14 protein-coding genes and 1 riboswitch are annotated in these 15218 nt (G+C 56.7%); of the genes, 9 read left to right on the top strand and 5 right to left on the bottom strand.

Annotated elements, in window-relative coordinates; translation table 11 throughout:
* Positions 1 to 16: 16 nt before the first annotated feature.
* The 7 genes from dxs to LKE88_RS03875 all read left to right on the top strand — a co-directional run bounded on the left by dxs (position 17) and on the right by LKE88_RS03875 (position 6734).
* On the top strand, positions 17 to 1918 hold the full coding sequence (dxs, locus tag LKE88_RS03905) for a 1-deoxy-D-xylulose-5-phosphate synthase (RefSeq protein WP_105327374.1): 1902 nt from the start codon (positions 17 to 19) through the stop codon (positions 1916 to 1918).
* Positions 1915 to 2718 (top strand): TlyA family RNA methyltransferase, encoded by an 804-nt coding sequence (locus LKE88_RS03900; RefSeq protein WP_105327375.1) that lies wholly within the window; start codon positions 1915 to 1917, stop codon positions 2716 to 2718. The genes dxs and LKE88_RS03900 overlap by 4 nt, the downstream gene beginning before the upstream one ends.
* A 12-nt stretch (positions 2719 to 2730) precedes the next feature.
* A complete protein-coding gene (locus LKE88_RS03895) occupies positions 2731 to 3606 on the top strand; it encodes an NAD(+)/NADH kinase (RefSeq protein ID WP_105327376.1) in 876 nt (291 codons plus the stop codon).
* 14 nt (positions 3607 to 3620) lie between these two features.
* Positions 3621 to 4073, top strand: a complete 453-nt coding sequence (gene argR / locus LKE88_RS03890; protein ID WP_276802810.1) for an arginine repressor — start codon at positions 3621 to 3623, stop codon at positions 4071 to 4073.
* A 4-nt stretch (positions 4074 to 4077) separates the two neighbouring features.
* Positions 4078 to 5790, top strand: a complete 1713-nt coding sequence (gene recN / locus LKE88_RS03885) for a DNA repair protein RecN (RefSeq protein WP_118286915.1) — start codon at positions 4078 to 4080, stop codon at positions 5788 to 5790.
* Positions 5787 to 6344 carry an NUDIX domain-containing protein gene (locus LKE88_RS03880; protein WP_199614613.1) on the top strand — a complete coding sequence of 186 codons (558 nt, stop codon included), beginning with the start codon at positions 5787 to 5789 and terminating at the stop codon, positions 6342 to 6344. Before recN ends, LKE88_RS03880 begins: the two co-directional genes overlap by 4 nt.
* Positions 6345 to 6473: 129 nt before the next feature.
* Positions 6474 to 6734 carry a stage V sporulation protein S gene (locus tag LKE88_RS03875; protein ID WP_071142732.1) on the top strand — a complete coding sequence of 87 codons (261 nt, stop codon included), beginning with the start codon at positions 6474 to 6476 and terminating at the stop codon, positions 6732 to 6734.
* 76 nt (positions 6735 to 6810) lie between these two features.
* Here LKE88_RS03875 and LKE88_RS03870 read toward each other — a convergent pair whose 3' ends face one another.
* The 4 genes from LKE88_RS03870 to LKE88_RS03855 all read right to left on the bottom strand — a co-directional run bounded on the left by LKE88_RS03870 (position 6811) and on the right by LKE88_RS03855 (position 9501).
* Positions 6811 to 7722 (bottom strand): ABC transporter substrate-binding protein, encoded by a 912-nt coding sequence (locus tag LKE88_RS03870; protein ID WP_370450905.1) that lies wholly within the window; start codon positions 7720 to 7722, stop codon positions 6811 to 6813.
* A gap of 86 nt (positions 7723 to 7808) precedes the next feature.
* Positions 7809 to 8501: an ABC transporter ATP-binding protein gene (locus LKE88_RS03865; RefSeq protein ID WP_118286914.1), complete on the bottom strand. Its 693-nt coding sequence runs from the start codon at positions 8499 to 8501 to the stop codon at positions 7809 to 7811.
* Positions 8498 to 9250 (bottom strand): ABC transporter permease, encoded by a 753-nt coding sequence (locus LKE88_RS03860; protein WP_105327380.1) that lies wholly within the window; start codon positions 9248 to 9250, stop codon positions 8498 to 8500. The genes LKE88_RS03865 and LKE88_RS03860 overlap by 4 nt, the downstream gene beginning before the upstream one ends.
* Positions 9247 to 9501, bottom strand: a complete 255-nt coding sequence (locus LKE88_RS03855) for a TM1266 family iron-only hydrogenase system putative regulator (RefSeq protein ID WP_105327381.1) — start codon at positions 9499 to 9501, stop codon at positions 9247 to 9249. Before LKE88_RS03855 ends, LKE88_RS03860 begins: the two co-directional genes overlap by 4 nt.
* 430 nt (positions 9502 to 9931) lie before the next feature.
* On the opposite strand from LKE88_RS03855, the gene LKE88_RS03850 reads away from it, so the two are divergent.
* Entirely contained in the window at positions 9932 to 11275 is a 1344-nt protein-coding gene (locus LKE88_RS03850; RefSeq protein ID WP_105327382.1) for an MATE family efflux transporter, read from the top strand.
* 47 nt (positions 11276 to 11322) lie between these two features.
* Positions 11323 to 11484, top strand: a riboswitch (M-box (ykoK) riboswitch).
* A gap of 73 nt (positions 11485 to 11557) precedes the next feature.
* Positions 11558 to 14311, top strand: coding sequence for a magnesium-translocating P-type ATPase (gene mgtA / locus LKE88_RS03845; RefSeq protein ID WP_276802805.1), 2754 nt, complete (start codon positions 11558 to 11560; stop codon positions 14309 to 14311).
* Positions 14312 to 14606: 295 nt separating this feature from the next.
* On the opposite strand, the gene LKE88_RS03840 is transcribed toward mgtA, so the two are convergent.
* Positions 14607 to 15203, bottom strand: a complete 597-nt coding sequence (locus LKE88_RS03840; protein ID WP_105327384.1) for a hypothetical protein — start codon at positions 15201 to 15203, stop codon at positions 14607 to 14609.
* Between the last annotated feature and the right edge of the window lie 15 nt (positions 15204 to 15218).

Raw genomic sequence — 15218 nt, 5'->3', positions numbered from 1 at the left:
GAGAGGACAGGTGTTAATGAGCTTACTAGAAACCATTCACACACCGTCAGACCTAAAAAAAGTACCTGTGAACAAACTACCCCAGCTGTGCCAGGAAATCCGTGACCTGCTGATCCAGGTGACCTCCAAAAACGGCGGCCATCTGGCCCCCAACCTGGGGGTGGTGGAGCTTACCGTAGCCCTGCACCGGGTGTTTTCCATGCCCCGGGACAAGCTTGTCTGGGACGTAGGCCACCAATCCTACGTCCACAAGATTCTCACCGGGCGTCAGGACGCGTTTTCCACCCTGCGCCAGTACGGGGGCCTCTGCGGCTTTCCCAAGCGCACGGAGAGCGAATATGACTGCTTTGGCACCGGCCACTCCAGCACCTCCATTTCGGCGGCTCTGGGGATTGCCTGTGCCAGGGATCTGGCAGGGGACGACTACAACGTGATTGCCGTCATTGGCGACGGCGCCCTTACCGGCGGCGAAGCCATGGAAGGGCTGAACAATGTAGGGGATATGCACAAAAAGCTGATTGTCATCTTAAATGACAACGAAATGTCCATTTCCAAAAACGTAGGGGCGCTGTCCACCTATCTTATCGAGCTGCGCACGGACCCCAAATATTCCCGAGTGAAAGAAGACATCGAAGGGGTGCTGAAAAGCATACCCTCCATCGGGGATTCGGTGGCCCGGCTGGCAGCCCGGCTGAAGGACAGTTTCAAATACTTTTTTGTGCCCGGTATGCTGTTTGAGGACCTGGGCTTCAAGTACCTGGGTCCGGTGGACGGCCACGACCTGGCAGCCCTGACAGAAACCCTTGAAAAAGCCAAAAATCTGGATGAACCGGTGCTCATCCATGTAATTACCACCAAAGGAAAAGGGTACAAACCGGCGGAGCAGGAACCCAACCGGTTCCACGGCACCGGCCCCTTTGACATTGCCACCGGCAAGAAAATCGCCAAGGCGGGCACCCCCATTACCTATACCAAAGCCTTCAGCAACACCCTGGTGGAGCTGGGGGAAAAGGACAAGAAGCTGGTGGCCATTACGGCGGCCATGCCGGAAGGCACGGGCCTGGACGTGTTTGGCAAGTACTACCCGGACCGGTTCTTTGACGTGGGCATTGCCGAGCAGCACGCCGTCACCATGGCAGCAGGGCTGGCGGCCAATGGCTACCACCCGGTAACCGCTCTGTACTCCACCTTTGCCCAGCGGGCCTTTGACCAGCTGCTCCACGATGTGGCCATGCAGAACCTGCCCTTTATCCTATGCCTGGACCGGGCGGGACTGGTAGGGGACGACGGCGCCACCCACCACGGCAACTACGACCTTTCCTTTGTGTCCCTGCTGCCCAACTTTACGGTGATGGTACCCAAGGACGAAAACGAACTGCGGCATATGGTGAAAACCGCCGCGGCCATGAAAACCCCGGTGATGCTCCGGTATCCCAGGGGCGCCGGGCTGGGGGTGGATATTTCGGAACCCCTGCACACCCTGCCCCTTGGCAAAAGTGAGCGGCTGGCAGAAGGTACGGATCTGGATATCTGGGCCGTGGGCACCATGGTGGAAACTGCCCGGGAGGCCGCAGCAGAACTGGCCAAGCAGGGCATTTCCGCCGGGGTGGTGAACGCCCGGTTTGTGAAGCCCCTGGACCAGGAAGCACTGGTGAAAGCAGCCCAGCGGGTACCCCTTCTGGTTACCCTGGAAGAAAATGCCCTCCGGGGCGGCTTTGGCGCCGGAGTCCTGGACCTGCTGAACCGGCAGCAGCTGCTGAAGCGCTGCCAGGTGCTGAACCTGGGGATTCCCGACGTTTTTGTCACCCATGGCAAACGGGACCTGCTGCTCCGGGATTTGGGCCTGGATGTTCAAGGCGTTACCCAAACCCTGACAGAAGCCTGGGCAAATCTGAGAAAAGAGAAAGAGAAGCAATGAGTAAAGAACGACTGGATGTATTTTTGACCCGGGAAGGGTATTTTGAAACCCGCAGCAAGGCCCAGGCCGTAATCATGGCCGGCGAGGTCCTGGTCGACGACCAAAAGGTGGACAAGCCGGGAACCATGGTAAAGCCAGATGTGAAGATTACCCTTTTGGGCAAGAAAATGCCCTATGTAAGCCGGGGCGGCTACAAGCTGGCCAAGTCCCTGGAAGTATTTCCCATCGATTTGACGGACAAGGTTATCGCAGACCTGGGAGCTTCCACTGGGGGGTTTACAGACTGCGCCCTGCAAAACGGCGCCCGGAAGGTATTTGCCATTGACGTGGGCTACGGCCAATTGGCCTGGAAACTGCGCCAGGACCCCCGGGTGGTCAATCTGGAACGGACCAATGTCCGCTTTTTGGAAGAAGATTCCCTGGGAGAAAAGGTGGACGGCATTACCATAGATGTGGCCTTTATCTCCCTGGACAAGGTACTGCCCAGTGCCTATAAAATTTTAAAAGACGATGGCTTTCTCATTGCCCTGATCAAACCCCAGTTTGAAGCTGGCCGGGAGAAGGTGGGCAAGAAAGGGGTGGTCCGGGACCGGGCCGTCCACTTGGAGGTCATCGAAAAGGTGCTGGCCACCGCCCGGGAAATCGGGTTTGTGCCTTTGGGCCTGGATTTTTCACCCATCCGGGGACCGGAAGGCAATATAGAATATCTATTATATGCAGGAAAACAGGGGGAAGATGCTGTTACGGAAGACCGGATTCAGGCCGTGGTTGCAGCGTCCCATGACACCCTGGAAAAATGAGGGGGTAAAACTATGGACGAGATGCAGATTGGTGTTTTTCCCAATTTACCCAAAGAAAAAGTACGGGATATATTGCCCAAATTGGTGGAGTTCTGCCGGAAAAACCAGATTCAGGTGATTTTTCCCCAGGAAATTGCGGACTCCTTCGGGGTGCCCGGCTATGACCAGGACGACCCGGCCAGCCTAAGCAAGCTGGACGTGGCCCTGACCCTGGGCGGCGATGGAACCATTCTTCGGGCCGCCCGGCACGTGACGCCGCTCAATATTCCCCTTTTGGGCATTAATCTGGGAAAACTGGGCTTTTTGACCGAAGGGGAGCTGGCGGACCTGTACCCTTGCCTTTTGAAGGTGCGGGACCGGCGCTATACCATTGAAAAGCGCTCCATGCTCCAGGTCACCGTGTGGGAAGGCAAGCACCTGGTGACCAAGGCCCACTGCCTGAACGATATGGTGCTGGAAAGCGCCGACCGTTCCCGGCTCACCCGGCTGGGGGTAAAAATCGGCGGAGAACCTACCGCCAATGCGCCTTCCGACGGCCTAATCGTGGCCACCGCTACTGGCTCCACGGCCTATTCCCTGTCCGCAGGGGGCCCGGTGGTCCATCCCAGCCTGAAGGTAGCCATTTTGACACCCATCTGCCCTCACGCCCTCCATGCCAGACCCCTGGTGATTCCCATCAAGGATCCCATTGAAATTGAACCCCGGCCGCCCTACGAAACCATCTTGATTTCCGCAGACGGCATGACGGTCAGCCACCTGGAGCCCAACCAGAAGGCTGTCATTGAAAAATGTCCCTTTGATGCCCGTTTTATCCGGACCAGCCCCTTGTCCTACTACGAAACCTGGCAGGAACGGATGCTGAAGAACGAGGGACAAACCATCAAGTAGGAGGTTTCCAGACCATGAAACTATCAAGACAAGAAGCCATTAAAAACATTATCGCTACCCAGCATATTGAAACCCAAACGGACCTGGCCGAGGCTCTGCGGGACGCCGGCTTTAACGTGACCCAGGCCACCGTGTCCCGGGACATCAAGGACATGATGCTCATCAAGGTCCCAGATGACAATGGCCACTACAAGTACGGGTTCCCCACGGACAACGGCGAGATTCTGACCCGGGAACGGCTGGAGGATACCCTCCGGCGCTACATCCTCACCATCAACTCCTCGGAAAACCTGATTGTGATCCACACCCAGCCCGGTACGGCCCAGGCCGTAGCCTATTCCCTGGACCACCTGAACTGGGGGGACCTGCTGGGTACCGTAGGCGGGGACGATACCGTCCTTTTGATTGTGGACGGCAAAGAAAATGTGGAAGCCGTGAAAAGACGGCTGATGCTGAAAAAGGTCTGATACCATGCTGACCTCACTGGAAGTACATAATTTTGCCCTGATTGACCACCTGCGGGTGGATTTCACCCCGGGCTTCAATGTGTTTACCGGGGAAACCGGTGCCGGCAAATCCATTCTCATTGATGCCTTCAGCATTGTGCTGGGCAGCCGGGCTTCCGTGGATTATTTGCGCCAGGGGGCCGATGCCTACTGGATCCAGGCCGTTTTCGATATTGAAGATCAGCCCGGGGTGCAGGCTATTTTGAAAGAACTGGACATGGACGCCGAGGACGGCATGCTGTTCCTGCGCCGGAAAGTCACGGCCCAGGGCAAGAGCCAGGCCTTTGTCAACGAACGCCAGGTGCCCGTCCACGTACTGTCCCGGCTGGCTTCCCAGCTGGCGGATATCCATGGCCAGCACGAAAACCAGACCCTTTTGGCTGCGGGCGCTGCCCTAAACATCTTGGACAGCTACGACCCGGGCATTGGGCCCCTGCTGAAGGACTACCAGGACAGCTACCGCCAGTGGCAGCAGGCTGACCAGGAGCTCCAGCGCTGGCTGAAGAAGGATTCCCGGCAGACCGAGGACCTGGAACGGCTGGAGGGGGAAATCAAGGAAATTGAGGACGCCCATATCCAGCTGGGCGAGGACGAAACCCTCCGGACCCAGGTGAAGAAGCTGCTGAACCAGGAAAAAATCCTGGAAGCAGTGGGGGAAGCCTATCACTACCTGAACGGCTCGGAAGAAGAAAGCAGCAGCGTCCTGGACAGCCTGAACGCTGCCCTGGGCTCCCTGGATCGGGTGCTGGAATACGCCCCGGAGCTCAGCCGTTACCGGGAGGCCATGGATTCCTCCTGGCAGGTGCTGGAGGACGTGCGCCAGTCCCTGGGGGACCTGCTCAGCAGCGACCCGGAGGACCGGGAGCAGCTGGCCCAGGCCCAGGAACGGCTGGACCTGCTGTACCGCCTGAAACAAAAATATGGGGGCTCCCTGGAAAAGGTACTGGCCTACCAGGAAGCCGCCCAGACCGAATACCAGGGCCTCCTTTCCCTGGAATCCACCATCCGGAACTGCCGGAAAAAGGCCGATGCCCTGCGCCAGGAACTGGAGCGGAAGGCGGAGGCCCTGACGGTGGAACGGAAAAAGGCAGGGGAGTCCCTGTGCAAGGCCCTGCTGCCCCATATCCACGATTTGGCCATGCCCCAGGGGCGGGTGGAAATCGGCTTTACCAAACTGTCCCACTGCGGCCTGAAAGGCCAGGACGAAGCCGTTTTCCTGTTCTCGGCCAATGCTGGGATGCCTGTAAAGCCCCTGGCCCGGATTGCTTCCGGCGGCGAATTGTCCCGGTTTGCTTTGGCGCTGAAGACCGTCATGCTGCGGAATTTTGGGGTTCCCACCATGATCTTTGACGAAATTGATACCGGGGTGGGCGGGGTGACCGCCCAGAAAATGGCCGAAAAGATGGCCCTGATTGCCGGCGAGCGCCAGGTGCTGTGCATTACCCACCTGGCCCAGATTGCCTGCTTTGCGGACCACCACCTGTATATTCACAAATCCACCGCCGGCAGCAGCACCACCAGCCAGGTGGAAGCCCTGGACCAGGAAGGCCGGATTCAGGAAATCATGAGAATGACCGGCGGCACCAACCAATCCCAGTCGGCCCGGGAAAACGCCCGGGAGCTGCTTGCTATGGCGGCTGCCGTGAAAAAACAGAATAAGGAGCCGAAGAAAAAATGAAAATCATGCATGATCAGCGCCTGGACGAAGAAAAGCTGTCCAGTGAGCGCGGGTTTGACGGACGCCTGCTGCACGTGGATATTGACCGGGTCAAACTGCCCAGCGGACGGATTACCACCCGGGAGACCATCAAGCACCCTGGAGCAGTAGGTATACTTCCCGTGCATACCGACGGACGGATTACCTTAGTGAAACAGTATAGATACCCTGTGCACTCCGTTTTGTACGAAATTCCCGCAGGAAAATTGGAAAACTGCGAGAATATCATCGACTGTGCCAAGCGGGAACTGTCTGAAGAAACAGGTTTGACCGCAGACGAGTGGACTTACCTGACTTCTATTGTCACTACACCTGGCTTTACCGATGAGGTAATACATTTGTACGTAGCAAAAGGACTGCATGAAGGGGCTCAGCACCCGGATCCTGACGAATTTCTGGATGTGGAAACCTTTACCCCGGACCAAGTTCGGGAAATGGTCCTGAAAGAAGAGCTTTTTGACGCAAAATCCCTGTCCGCCCTGCTGTTATATCTGATAAAAGGGGAACATTGTTAAAGGAATACGAAATTTCTATAGCCAAAATAAAAGATAATGTAATGCTTTTTGGGAAAATGTGTTATAATAACAATAAATTTATTTTTAAATTTATTGTTCATTATTGAAAAAACGAGGGGGATACACAACATGGATGTACTAAAAGTTTCTACAAAATCAAATCCGAATTCTGTAGCTGGCGCATTGGCCGGAGTTCTGCGGGAAAATGGCAAAGCAGAAATCCAAGCCATCGGTGCTGGTGCCCTGAACCAAGCTGTTAAAGCAGTGGCCATTGCCCGTGGCTTTGTGGCTCCCCACGGCATGGACCTGGTGTGTGTTCCCGCTTTCATCGACATTAATATTGATGGGGAAGAAAGAACGGCAATCAAATTGCTGGTTGAACCGCGCTGAGTAAAATCGCTAAAAATGCAAAAAAATAAGGAATGGAAAACAATTGTTTTCCATTCCTTATTTTTATTTTAAACGCTTACTGCACGAACAGCGCGTCCACATCGACTTTCTTCTCCATCATGCCGGATTGTACCAGGAAGTCCTGGGTCTTTTTCAGGGATTCCTTGGCTTCAGGAGTGATGGTCATGCTGAAGTCATACAGAGGGAACATTTCCTTGACGGCTTCGGGGCTCAGGTCCGTGGCTTTGGCTGTCAGGGACAGGGCTTCGTCAGGGTTCTTCTTCATGAAGTCCAGGGTTTCTTTCTGGACGGCCAGGAAGGTGTCTACCAGGTCCTTGTGGTCCTTGTAGAACTTGCCGCTGACGGCAGTAACGGTCAGGCCGGAAACCAGACCGTCGCCGGTGGTAACCACGTTCAGGCCTTCTTTTTCGGCGTTGTAGGCCAGAGGGCCAGCCAGCAGGGCGCAGTCAGCGCTGCCGTTTTCCAGGGCGGAGTGGGCAGCGGGCAGGCCCATGGAAACGAATTTCACATCATTCATGGTGAGCCCGGCCTTTTGCAGGTAGGCTGCCAGCAGTTCGTGAAGGATGGTGCCCTTAGGTCCGGCAATGGTTTTGCCTTTCAGGTCAGCAGCGGTCTTGATGGAGCCGTCCTTGCTGAACAGCTTGAAGGCTTTGGGAGCCTGGGAGTATAGGCTGATAATCTTGATGTCGTTGCCGTTGGCAGCGGACAGCAGGACGGAGGAGCCGCCTACACAGTTCAGGAACTGAATGTCCCCGGAAGCCAGGGCAGCAGTTTGGTCAGCCCCGGAAGTAATGGTGGAGTAGGAGGCGGTGATGCCTTTTTCCTTGAATTTCTTTTCAAAGCTCTGCTGGGCCTTTTCCACAATGGAAGGCACGTTCAGGGGAGCCTGTACATAGGTAATGCTGACTTTGTCCACAGAGGGGGCTGAGGGCTTTTGGCTGGTGGTGCTGCTGCCGCAGCCGCCCAGAAGTGCTGCCGCAGCCAGACAGCAAACGGCGAGAAACAGGGAATGGAGTTTCTTCAAGTGAATCAAATCCTTTCTAAAGTAGAAATTTATGCGAAAGCAGCCAAAATGCTGCGTTTGGCCTCAATAAAAGCAGGCGAGAGCAGGTCCCGGGGGGCTTCCTGCCGGGGGAAGGTTTCTTCGTGGGCCAGGCACCCGTCCTGGAGCACCAGGATCCGGTCCCCCAAGAGCAGGGCCTCGTCCACGTTGTGGGTGACCAGCACGTAGCCGATCCCCAGCTGCCGCTGCATCCGCAGGAGCTCCAGCTGGAGCTGGCCCCGGGTGAAATAGTCCAGGGCGGCAAAGGGCTCGTCCATGAGAATCAGGTCGGCCTGTAGGGCCAGGGTCCGGGCCAGGGCCGTGCGCTGCTGCATGCCCCCGGATAATTCGCTGGGGTAGAGCTTAGCGGCTTCCGTGAGCCCCGTCAGCTTCAGCAGCTGGTCCACCTGGCCGGGCTTTTCCCCTTTTGGGAGCCCCAGGGCGATGTTTTCCCGGCAGGTGAGCCAGGGCATCAGCCGGGCCTCCTGGAACATCATGCCCAGCTTCAGCCCTTCCGGCAGGGTAATTTGGCCGGAGGTGGGGCGCTCCAACCCTGCCAGGAGCCGCAGAAAGGTGGTCTTCCCGCAGCCGCTTTTCCCCAAAAGCACCGTACAGGCGCTGGGGTCAAGGGTCAGCGTCAGGTCCCTTAGGACCGTCTTGGACCCAAAGGCTTTGGTCAAATTTTTAATGACCAGCGGTTTCATAGGCGCCTCCTTTCCCAGGGCAGGCAGAGCCAGGTCAGCAGGGTAAAGGCCCCGTCCAGCACCAGCCCCAGGGCTCCAATGGTGAGAATGCCGATAATGACCTTGTCGCTGCGGCTCATGGCTTGGGCGTCCAGAATCAGATACCCCAGCCCGCTGTCGGCGGCAATCATTTCCGCCCCGATAATGGCCCGGAGACTGTAACCCATGCCCACTTTCATGCCTGTGAGAATCCCCGGCAGAGCAGCCGGCAGACGGATTTTCCGCAGCTGGGTCCAGCGGTTCATGCCCAAAATCCGGCCTACCTCTAACAGCTTGGGGTCGCAGCGCCGGAACCCGTCATCCATATTCAGATAGATGGGGAAAAAAGACGCCAGGATAATGACGATGGCCTTGGGCACCTCCCCGATGCCAAACCAGAGAATCAGGAGCGGAATCAGGGATAGAGGGGGTACATGGCGAAACACTTCCAAAAGCCCGCTGTAGGCCGCCCGGAGCCGGGGGAAAAGCAGCCCTACCGCACTAAACAGGCAGGACAGCCCAAAGGCGCAGACAAAGCCCAAAAGAATTCGGCGCAGGCTGATGGCCGTATGCTTTGCCAGCTCCCCGGATTGGAGCAGTTTCTGGGCCGTGGCGCATACCCGCTCCGGAGAGGGGAGAATGTAGCTGCTCCACAGACCCAGCTGGGTCACCAGCTGCCACAGGGCCAGTACCACCAAAAAAGGCAGCAGGTAGGAAATTGCCTTCTTCATTTCTTTTCCGCCTTGGCATAGGCGGTTTTAGCGGATACTCCGTCTAGTTTGCCAATCCGGCCGGACAGGGTGCTGATTGCGTCCTGGGGCGCGTCCACCACTACGCTGATGATGTTCATGTTCCGGGCGTGGTAGGGAATGCCCATCCGGCCGATAATATAGGGGCTGAACTGATGGAGCAGTTGGTTCAGCGCCTGGATGGAATCCGGATTTTCTACAATAATGCCGATAATGGCCACACGGGTTTCCATGGGAACCTCCTTGTATCATAAAAAAAGCCGCACCTGGGACAGATGCGGCGCAAAAAGACTATGCGAAAAACGTGGCATCTTCCATCGCAAGAAACTTTTGATGTGAGAGCAGGGCTTGGGCGGCCAGGGGATACCTTTTGCAGGAAGCACTTCCTGCGGCAGGACAATCCGCAGCCTTTAATGAGTATACGCCCGGACCGATGCTTTGTAAAGACTTTGACACTTTTCCAAGAGGACTCGGAAGAATCTGACAACAGTTTTCCGTAGAGAAAAAATAATATTAACTGCCTCTATATTTATAGTAAACTGCTATGTATCCATGCTATAATAAGAAAGCAAAAATGTGATTTTTTATACAATATATATGTGAGGCGGGATTTCTACGGACAGTTCAACGCGTAAAGAAAAAGAGAATGCGAAACTCCACAAGATGCTGGAAACGCCGGTACGCAAGCTCATTGCTTCCCTGGCCCTTCCTTCCATCGTCAGTATGCTTTGTACCAGCTTTTACAATACGGCTGATACGTACTTTGTCAGTAAGATTGATACCAGTTCCACCGCAGCGGTAGGGGTTACCTTTGCCAGCATGGCCATTATCCAGGCCATTGCCTTCTTCTTCGGCATCGGTTCCGGCAACTCCATTTCCCGGCTGCTGGGGGCCAAGGAGCGGGAAAAGGCCCATGTGATGGCTTCTACCAGCTTTTTTTATGCCTTTATCTGCGGCTGCCTGGTGGCCCTTGTGGGGAATCTGTTTGTGTCCCAGATTGCCACGGCCATCGGCTCCACACCCACCATTTTGCCCTACGCCATTGCGTACCTCAGCGTTATCCTGTGGGGGGCGCCCATAATGATGTGCTCCCTGGTGATGAACAACCACCTGCGGTTCCAGGGCAGCGCTGCCTTTGCCATGGTAGGCATTACCGCCGGGGGCTTTCTGAACGTGTTCCTGGACCCAATCTTTATCTTCAAATTCCACCTGGGGGTGGCCGGGGCGGCCTACGCCACCATCCTCAGCCAGTTTGTCAGCTTCTGCATCCTGTTTAAGATGACCCGGACCGGGGGCAACATTCCCATCCGGCTGAAGGATATCCATCCTTCTCGGCGGCTTTTCCAGGAAATCGCCGCCGGGGGCGCACCTTCCCTGGTGCGGCAGGGTACCACCAGCGCTGCCACCATTTTCCTGAACGTGGCCGCCGGCGCCTTTGGGGACGCCGCCATTGCCGCCATGTCCATTGTGACCCGGCTGAACTTCTTTGCTGCCGCCGTGATCATCGGCTTTGGCCAGGGCTTCCAGCCCGTGTGCGGCTTCAGCTATGGGGCTCGGAAATTTGCCCGGCTGCGGAAGGGCTTTACCTTTGCCCTGGAGTTCACCACCTGTTTTGGCATTGTGGTTTCCATTGTAGGGGCCATCTTTGCCCGGGAAATCATGGTGCTGTTCCGGGATGACCCAGCGGTAATCACCACCGGTATTTGGGCCCTGCGGGCCCAGTGCCTGACCTTCCCCCTGTCGGCCCTGGTGGTCATGACCAATATGACCCTCCAGACCACCAGGCATACCCTGGGCGCCATGATGGTGGCGGCCGGCCGCAGCGGGGTCTTCCTGATTCCACCCCTTTTGGTGCTGCCCCGGCTGTTCGGCCTGGGTGGACTGGTATGGTGTCAGGCTATATCGGACGTGCTGTCCTTTATTCTTGCTGTAGCCTGGATTCGGGCGTTTTTCCGGGAAATTCCCAAGCAAAACCTGGTATTAAACACCGATTCCACCATAAAATAAAACCATTTGACAGTCCACGCCAAAATGACTATACTAAGTATGCAATTGAATAGCTCCGGTAGGTAAGGCTACTACAGGGATATGGGCTGCTGCCGCAACAGGATGGAGACATCCCGCGTAGGTCTGAACAGGCTGCATCAAATCGAAGGTGCAGCATAATGCAGTTACACCGCCCTGCAGAGTTAAAGCTCGTACGGCGGCAGAGTTAAATCGTTTTTCTGTGTTTTCGCCGTTCGGGTTTTCCCGGACGGCTTTTTTATTGTATTGACAAGGAGGTGCACCATGAACAAGAACACTATGGAAAAGAAAAATCAGGCAGCCGCTGCTGCTACCCAGGCTGCCCTGCAAAAGGAAGCAGCCCTGACCGCAGAAGCCCTGCTCCAGCAGTTGGGAAGCTCAGCCCAGGGCCTCACCGCCGACCAGGTGGAAAAGAACCGGGAAACCTATGGAGAAAACAAGGTTACCCAGGAAAAGAAAAAGTCCGTGGGGGTGCGCCTGGCCGAAGCCTTTATCAACCCCTTTACGGTAATCCTGTTTGTGCTGGCCGGGGTATCGGCGGTCACCGATATTATACTGCCTCTCATGCAGAACCGGCTGGACGACTACAACCCGGCCACCGTTATCATCATTACCGTGCTGGTGCTCCTGTCCGGGTCCCTGCGCTTTATCCAGGAAACCCGCAGCGGGGACGCCGCCGCCAAGCTCCTGGAACTGATTACCACCACCTGCACGGTCATCCGCCAGCCGGAGGGCCAGACGGAAATCCCCCTGGAAGACGTGGTGGTAGGGGACCTGGTATTCCTGTCCGCCGGGGACATGGTTCCTGCGGACCTGAGAATTTTGGAAGCCAAGGACCTGTTCGTCAGCCAGGCCTCCCTTACCGGGGAAAGCGCGCCCCAGGAAAAGGTGCCGGCAGTGGCTGCCACTTCTGACAAAGCCGTGACCGAGCTCAGCAACCTAGCCTTTATGGGCACCAACGTCATCAGCGGTTCTGCCACCGGCCTGGTGCTCCGCAGCGGGGACCACACCCTGTTTGGCAGTCTGGCCAGCTCCATGGCCCAGGAAGCTCCGGAAACCAACTTTACCAAGGGCGTCAACGCCGTATCCTGGATTCTGATCCGCTTTATGATGGCCATGGTGCCCATCGTCTTTGTAGTCAACGGCCTGACCAAAGGGGACTGGCTCAACGCCTTCCTGTTTGGGATTTCCGTAGCCGTGGGCCTGACCCCGGAAATGCTGCCCATGATTGTTACCACCTGCCTGGCCAAGGGCGCCGTTTCCATGAGCGAGAAAAAGACCGTGGTGAAAAGCCTGAACTCCATCCAGAGCTTTGGAGCCATGGACGTGCTGTGTACGGATAAGACAGGGACCCTGACCCAGGACCGGGTAGCCCTGGAATACCACCTGGATGCCTTTGGCAAGCCCAGCCAGCGGGTGCTGCGTTATGCGTACCTGAACAGCTACTTCCAGACCGGCTACAAGAACTTTATGGACCGGGCCATCATCGCCCGGACGGAGCGGGAAGAAACCGAAGACCCCAAGCTCCAGGACCTGTCCGAAACCTACACCAAGGTGGACGAGATTCCCTTTGACTTCTCCCGCCGGCGCCTGTCGGTGCTGGTAATGGGCCACGACCACAGCACCCGGATGATTACCAAAGGGGCCGTGGAAGAAATGCTTTCCATCTGCAAATATACCGAGCAGGGCGCGGAAGACGTGCCCATGACCGACGAATTGCGCAAAACCATCCTGGCCGTGGCTGACCGGCTCAACGACGAAGGCATGCGGGTTATCGGCCTGGCCCGGAAGAACGACCCCTCTCCGGTAGGCGCCTTTGGGGCCAAGGACGAAACGGACATGATCTTCATGGGCTACCTGGCCTTCCTGGATCCGCCTAAGGATACCGCCATGGCCGCCATCAAGGCCCTGAAGGACCACGGGGTTTCCACCAAGGTGCTCACCGGGGATAACGAAAAGACCACCCGGTGCATCTGCCGCCAGGTGGGCCTGCCGGTGGACCACATCCTCCTGGGCAGTGACCTGGAACACATGGACGACGCCACCCTCCAGAAGGAAGCCGAAACCACCACCGTCTTTGCCAAACTGTCCCCGGACCAGAAAGCCCGGGTAGTGGAAGCCCTCCAGGCCGCCGGTCATACCGTGGGCTTTATGGGGGACGGCATCAACGACGCCCCGGCTCTGAAGATTGCCGATATTGGCATTTCCGTGGACAGCGCCGTGGATATTGCCAAGGAATCCGCCGACATCATCCTGCTGGAAAAGAGCCTTATGGTGCTGGAGCAGGGGATTGTGGAAGGCCGGAAGACCTACGCCAACATGATCAAGTACATCAAGATGACCGCCTCCTCCAACTTCGGGAACATGTTCTCCGTCCTGGCAGCCAGTGCCCTTTTGCCCTTCCTGCCCATGATGAGTCTGCAATTAATCATCTTGAACCTGATGTACGAAATCTCCTGCATCGCCATTCCCTGGGACAACGTGGACGAGGAATTCCTCAAGGTGCCCCGGAACTGGGACGCTTCCACCATTGGCAGCTTCATGATCTGGATGGGGCCCACCAGTTCGGTGTTCGACTGGATTACCTATCTGGTGCTGTACTTTGTGATTTGTCCCCAGTTTGTGTCCGGCGGCCTGACCTACAACCAGATTCCCACTACGGCGATGCTTACCTCCGGCCCCATGGCCGGCCTCACCGTCCGGGACGCCTACGAAGCCATGTTCCAGGCCGGCTGGTTTGTGGAATCCATGTGGACCCAGACCCTGGTTATCCACATGATCCGCACCCCCAAGATTCCCTTCCTGCAAAGTCATGCGTCGGCTACCCTGACCACGCTCACCTGCGCCGACATTGCCGTGCTGACGGCTCTGCCCTTTACGGGAATCGCCCGGGACCTGGGTTTCGTGCCCCTGCCGGGAAAGTACTTCTACTTCCTGGCCCTGGTGGTCATTGCCTATATGCTGCTGGCCACCAGCGTAAAGAAAGCGTATATCCGGCATTACGGCACCCTGCTGTAGTGCTTAGCCTATAGACAGCCTGGAAGAAGGGAGGGGAGCGCCATGCTGCATATTGAACCGATTTTTTGGCTGGGCATGGGAGCCATTGCGGTGGTCGTCTGCGTTATGCAGATTGTCTGCTGGAACCTGACTCCGAAAGCGCCGCGTCATGACTGACCGATCGTGCCTGAAAAAACAAGAAGACCCCCCTCCTGGTGAGCGGGGCCGCGTGGGCTGGAAATAGCCAGCCTGAAAAAAATGCCTTGTGAGCGGTAATTGCGTTCACAAGGCATTTTTGCGTTAAGAAGACTGGTGGTCAGCGGTTTTCTGACGGAAAAGTTTTATCGTAGGCCGTCAGGCGAATATAAAATACCTTGTCCGAGATGGACGCGGGACCGTGGGAAATGACCAGGTTGCGCTGCGCCCAATGGTTCCAGACCGCCACCTCAAAGGGCACCCGGCGGGCCTTCAGGTACCCCATGAGCCTCTTGGCCTTGGTGTCTTCGATACCCACTACGCCCAATAGGGCATATTCCGCAGCGTAGGCGTCCTGAAGCGCTTCCCCATTGCTGACAGGGACCGCAAGGGCCACCTTGGAAACATACCCGGCCTTGTTGGCATAGGCTGTGATGAAGACCCCGTGCTGGCCGGGAACTCCCTTCCGCACAGCCCCAAAAACATAGGCGTCGTACAGCTTCCCCGGAATGGGCTCAGCAGGCGGTTTGTCAAATGTAAGCCCCGTACCCTTTGCCGCACTGTGAGCCTCTAGCAGCTGAAAAAACTCAGGAAAAGACATATCCGTCAGCTGCACCAATTCCGGCGCAGCAGCCCCGGCAGCAGAACAAACCGGCAGGGGAACAAACCCCAGACTCACGGTACAGAGTAGGAACAAAATCGCTAAAAATTTGCGCATGAAAAACCTCCTTTA

The sequence above is a fragment of the Acidaminococcus hominis genome (assembly GCF_022484025.1).
Lineage (GTDB): Bacteria > Bacillota > Negativicutes > Acidaminococcales > Acidaminococcaceae > Acidaminococcus > Acidaminococcus hominis.
Note: the sequence above shows the minus strand (reverse complement) of the source record. Positions and strands in the feature narration are given on the sequence as shown.

Coding starts and splice junctions, on each gene's coding strand:
- LKE88_RS03895 (WP_105327376.1), top strand. CDS start 2,731: ATGGACGAGATGCAGATTGGTGTTTTTCCCAATTTACCCAAAGAAAAA.
- LKE88_RS03850 (WP_105327382.1), top strand. CDS start 9,932: ATGCTGGAAACGCCGGTACGCAAGCTCATTGCTTCCCTGGCCCTTCCT.
- mgtA (WP_276802805.1), top strand. CDS start 11,558: ATGAACAAGAACACTATGGAAAAGAAAAATCAGGCAGCCGCTGCTGCT.
- LKE88_RS03875 (WP_071142732.1), top strand. CDS start 6,474: ATGGATGTACTAAAAGTTTCTACAAAATCAAATCCGAATTCTGTAGCT.
- LKE88_RS03865 (WP_118286914.1), bottom strand. CDS start 8,501: ATGAAACCGCTGGTCATTAAAAATTTGACCAAAGCCTTTGGGTCCAAG.
- LKE88_RS03840 (WP_105327384.1), bottom strand. CDS start 15,203: ATGCGCAAATTTTTAGCGATTTTGTTCCTACTCTGTACCGTGAGTCTG.
- dxs (WP_105327374.1), top strand. CDS start 17: ATGAGCTTACTAGAAACCATTCACACACCGTCAGACCTAAAAAAAGTA.
- LKE88_RS03900 (WP_105327375.1), top strand. CDS start 1,915: ATGAGTAAAGAACGACTGGATGTATTTTTGACCCGGGAAGGGTATTTT.
- LKE88_RS03855 (WP_105327381.1), bottom strand. CDS start 9,501: ATGGAAACCCGTGTGGCCATTATCGGCATTATTGTAGAAAATCCGGAT.
- LKE88_RS03880 (WP_199614613.1), top strand. CDS start 5,787: ATGAAAATCATGCATGATCAGCGCCTGGACGAAGAAAAGCTGTCCAGT.
- recN (WP_118286915.1), top strand. CDS start 4,078: ATGCTGACCTCACTGGAAGTACATAATTTTGCCCTGATTGACCACCTG.
- LKE88_RS03860 (WP_105327380.1), bottom strand. CDS start 9,250: ATGAAGAAGGCAATTTCCTACCTGCTGCCTTTTTTGGTGGTACTGGCC.
- argR (WP_276802810.1), top strand. CDS start 3,621: ATGAAACTATCAAGACAAGAAGCCATTAAAAACATTATCGCTACCCAG.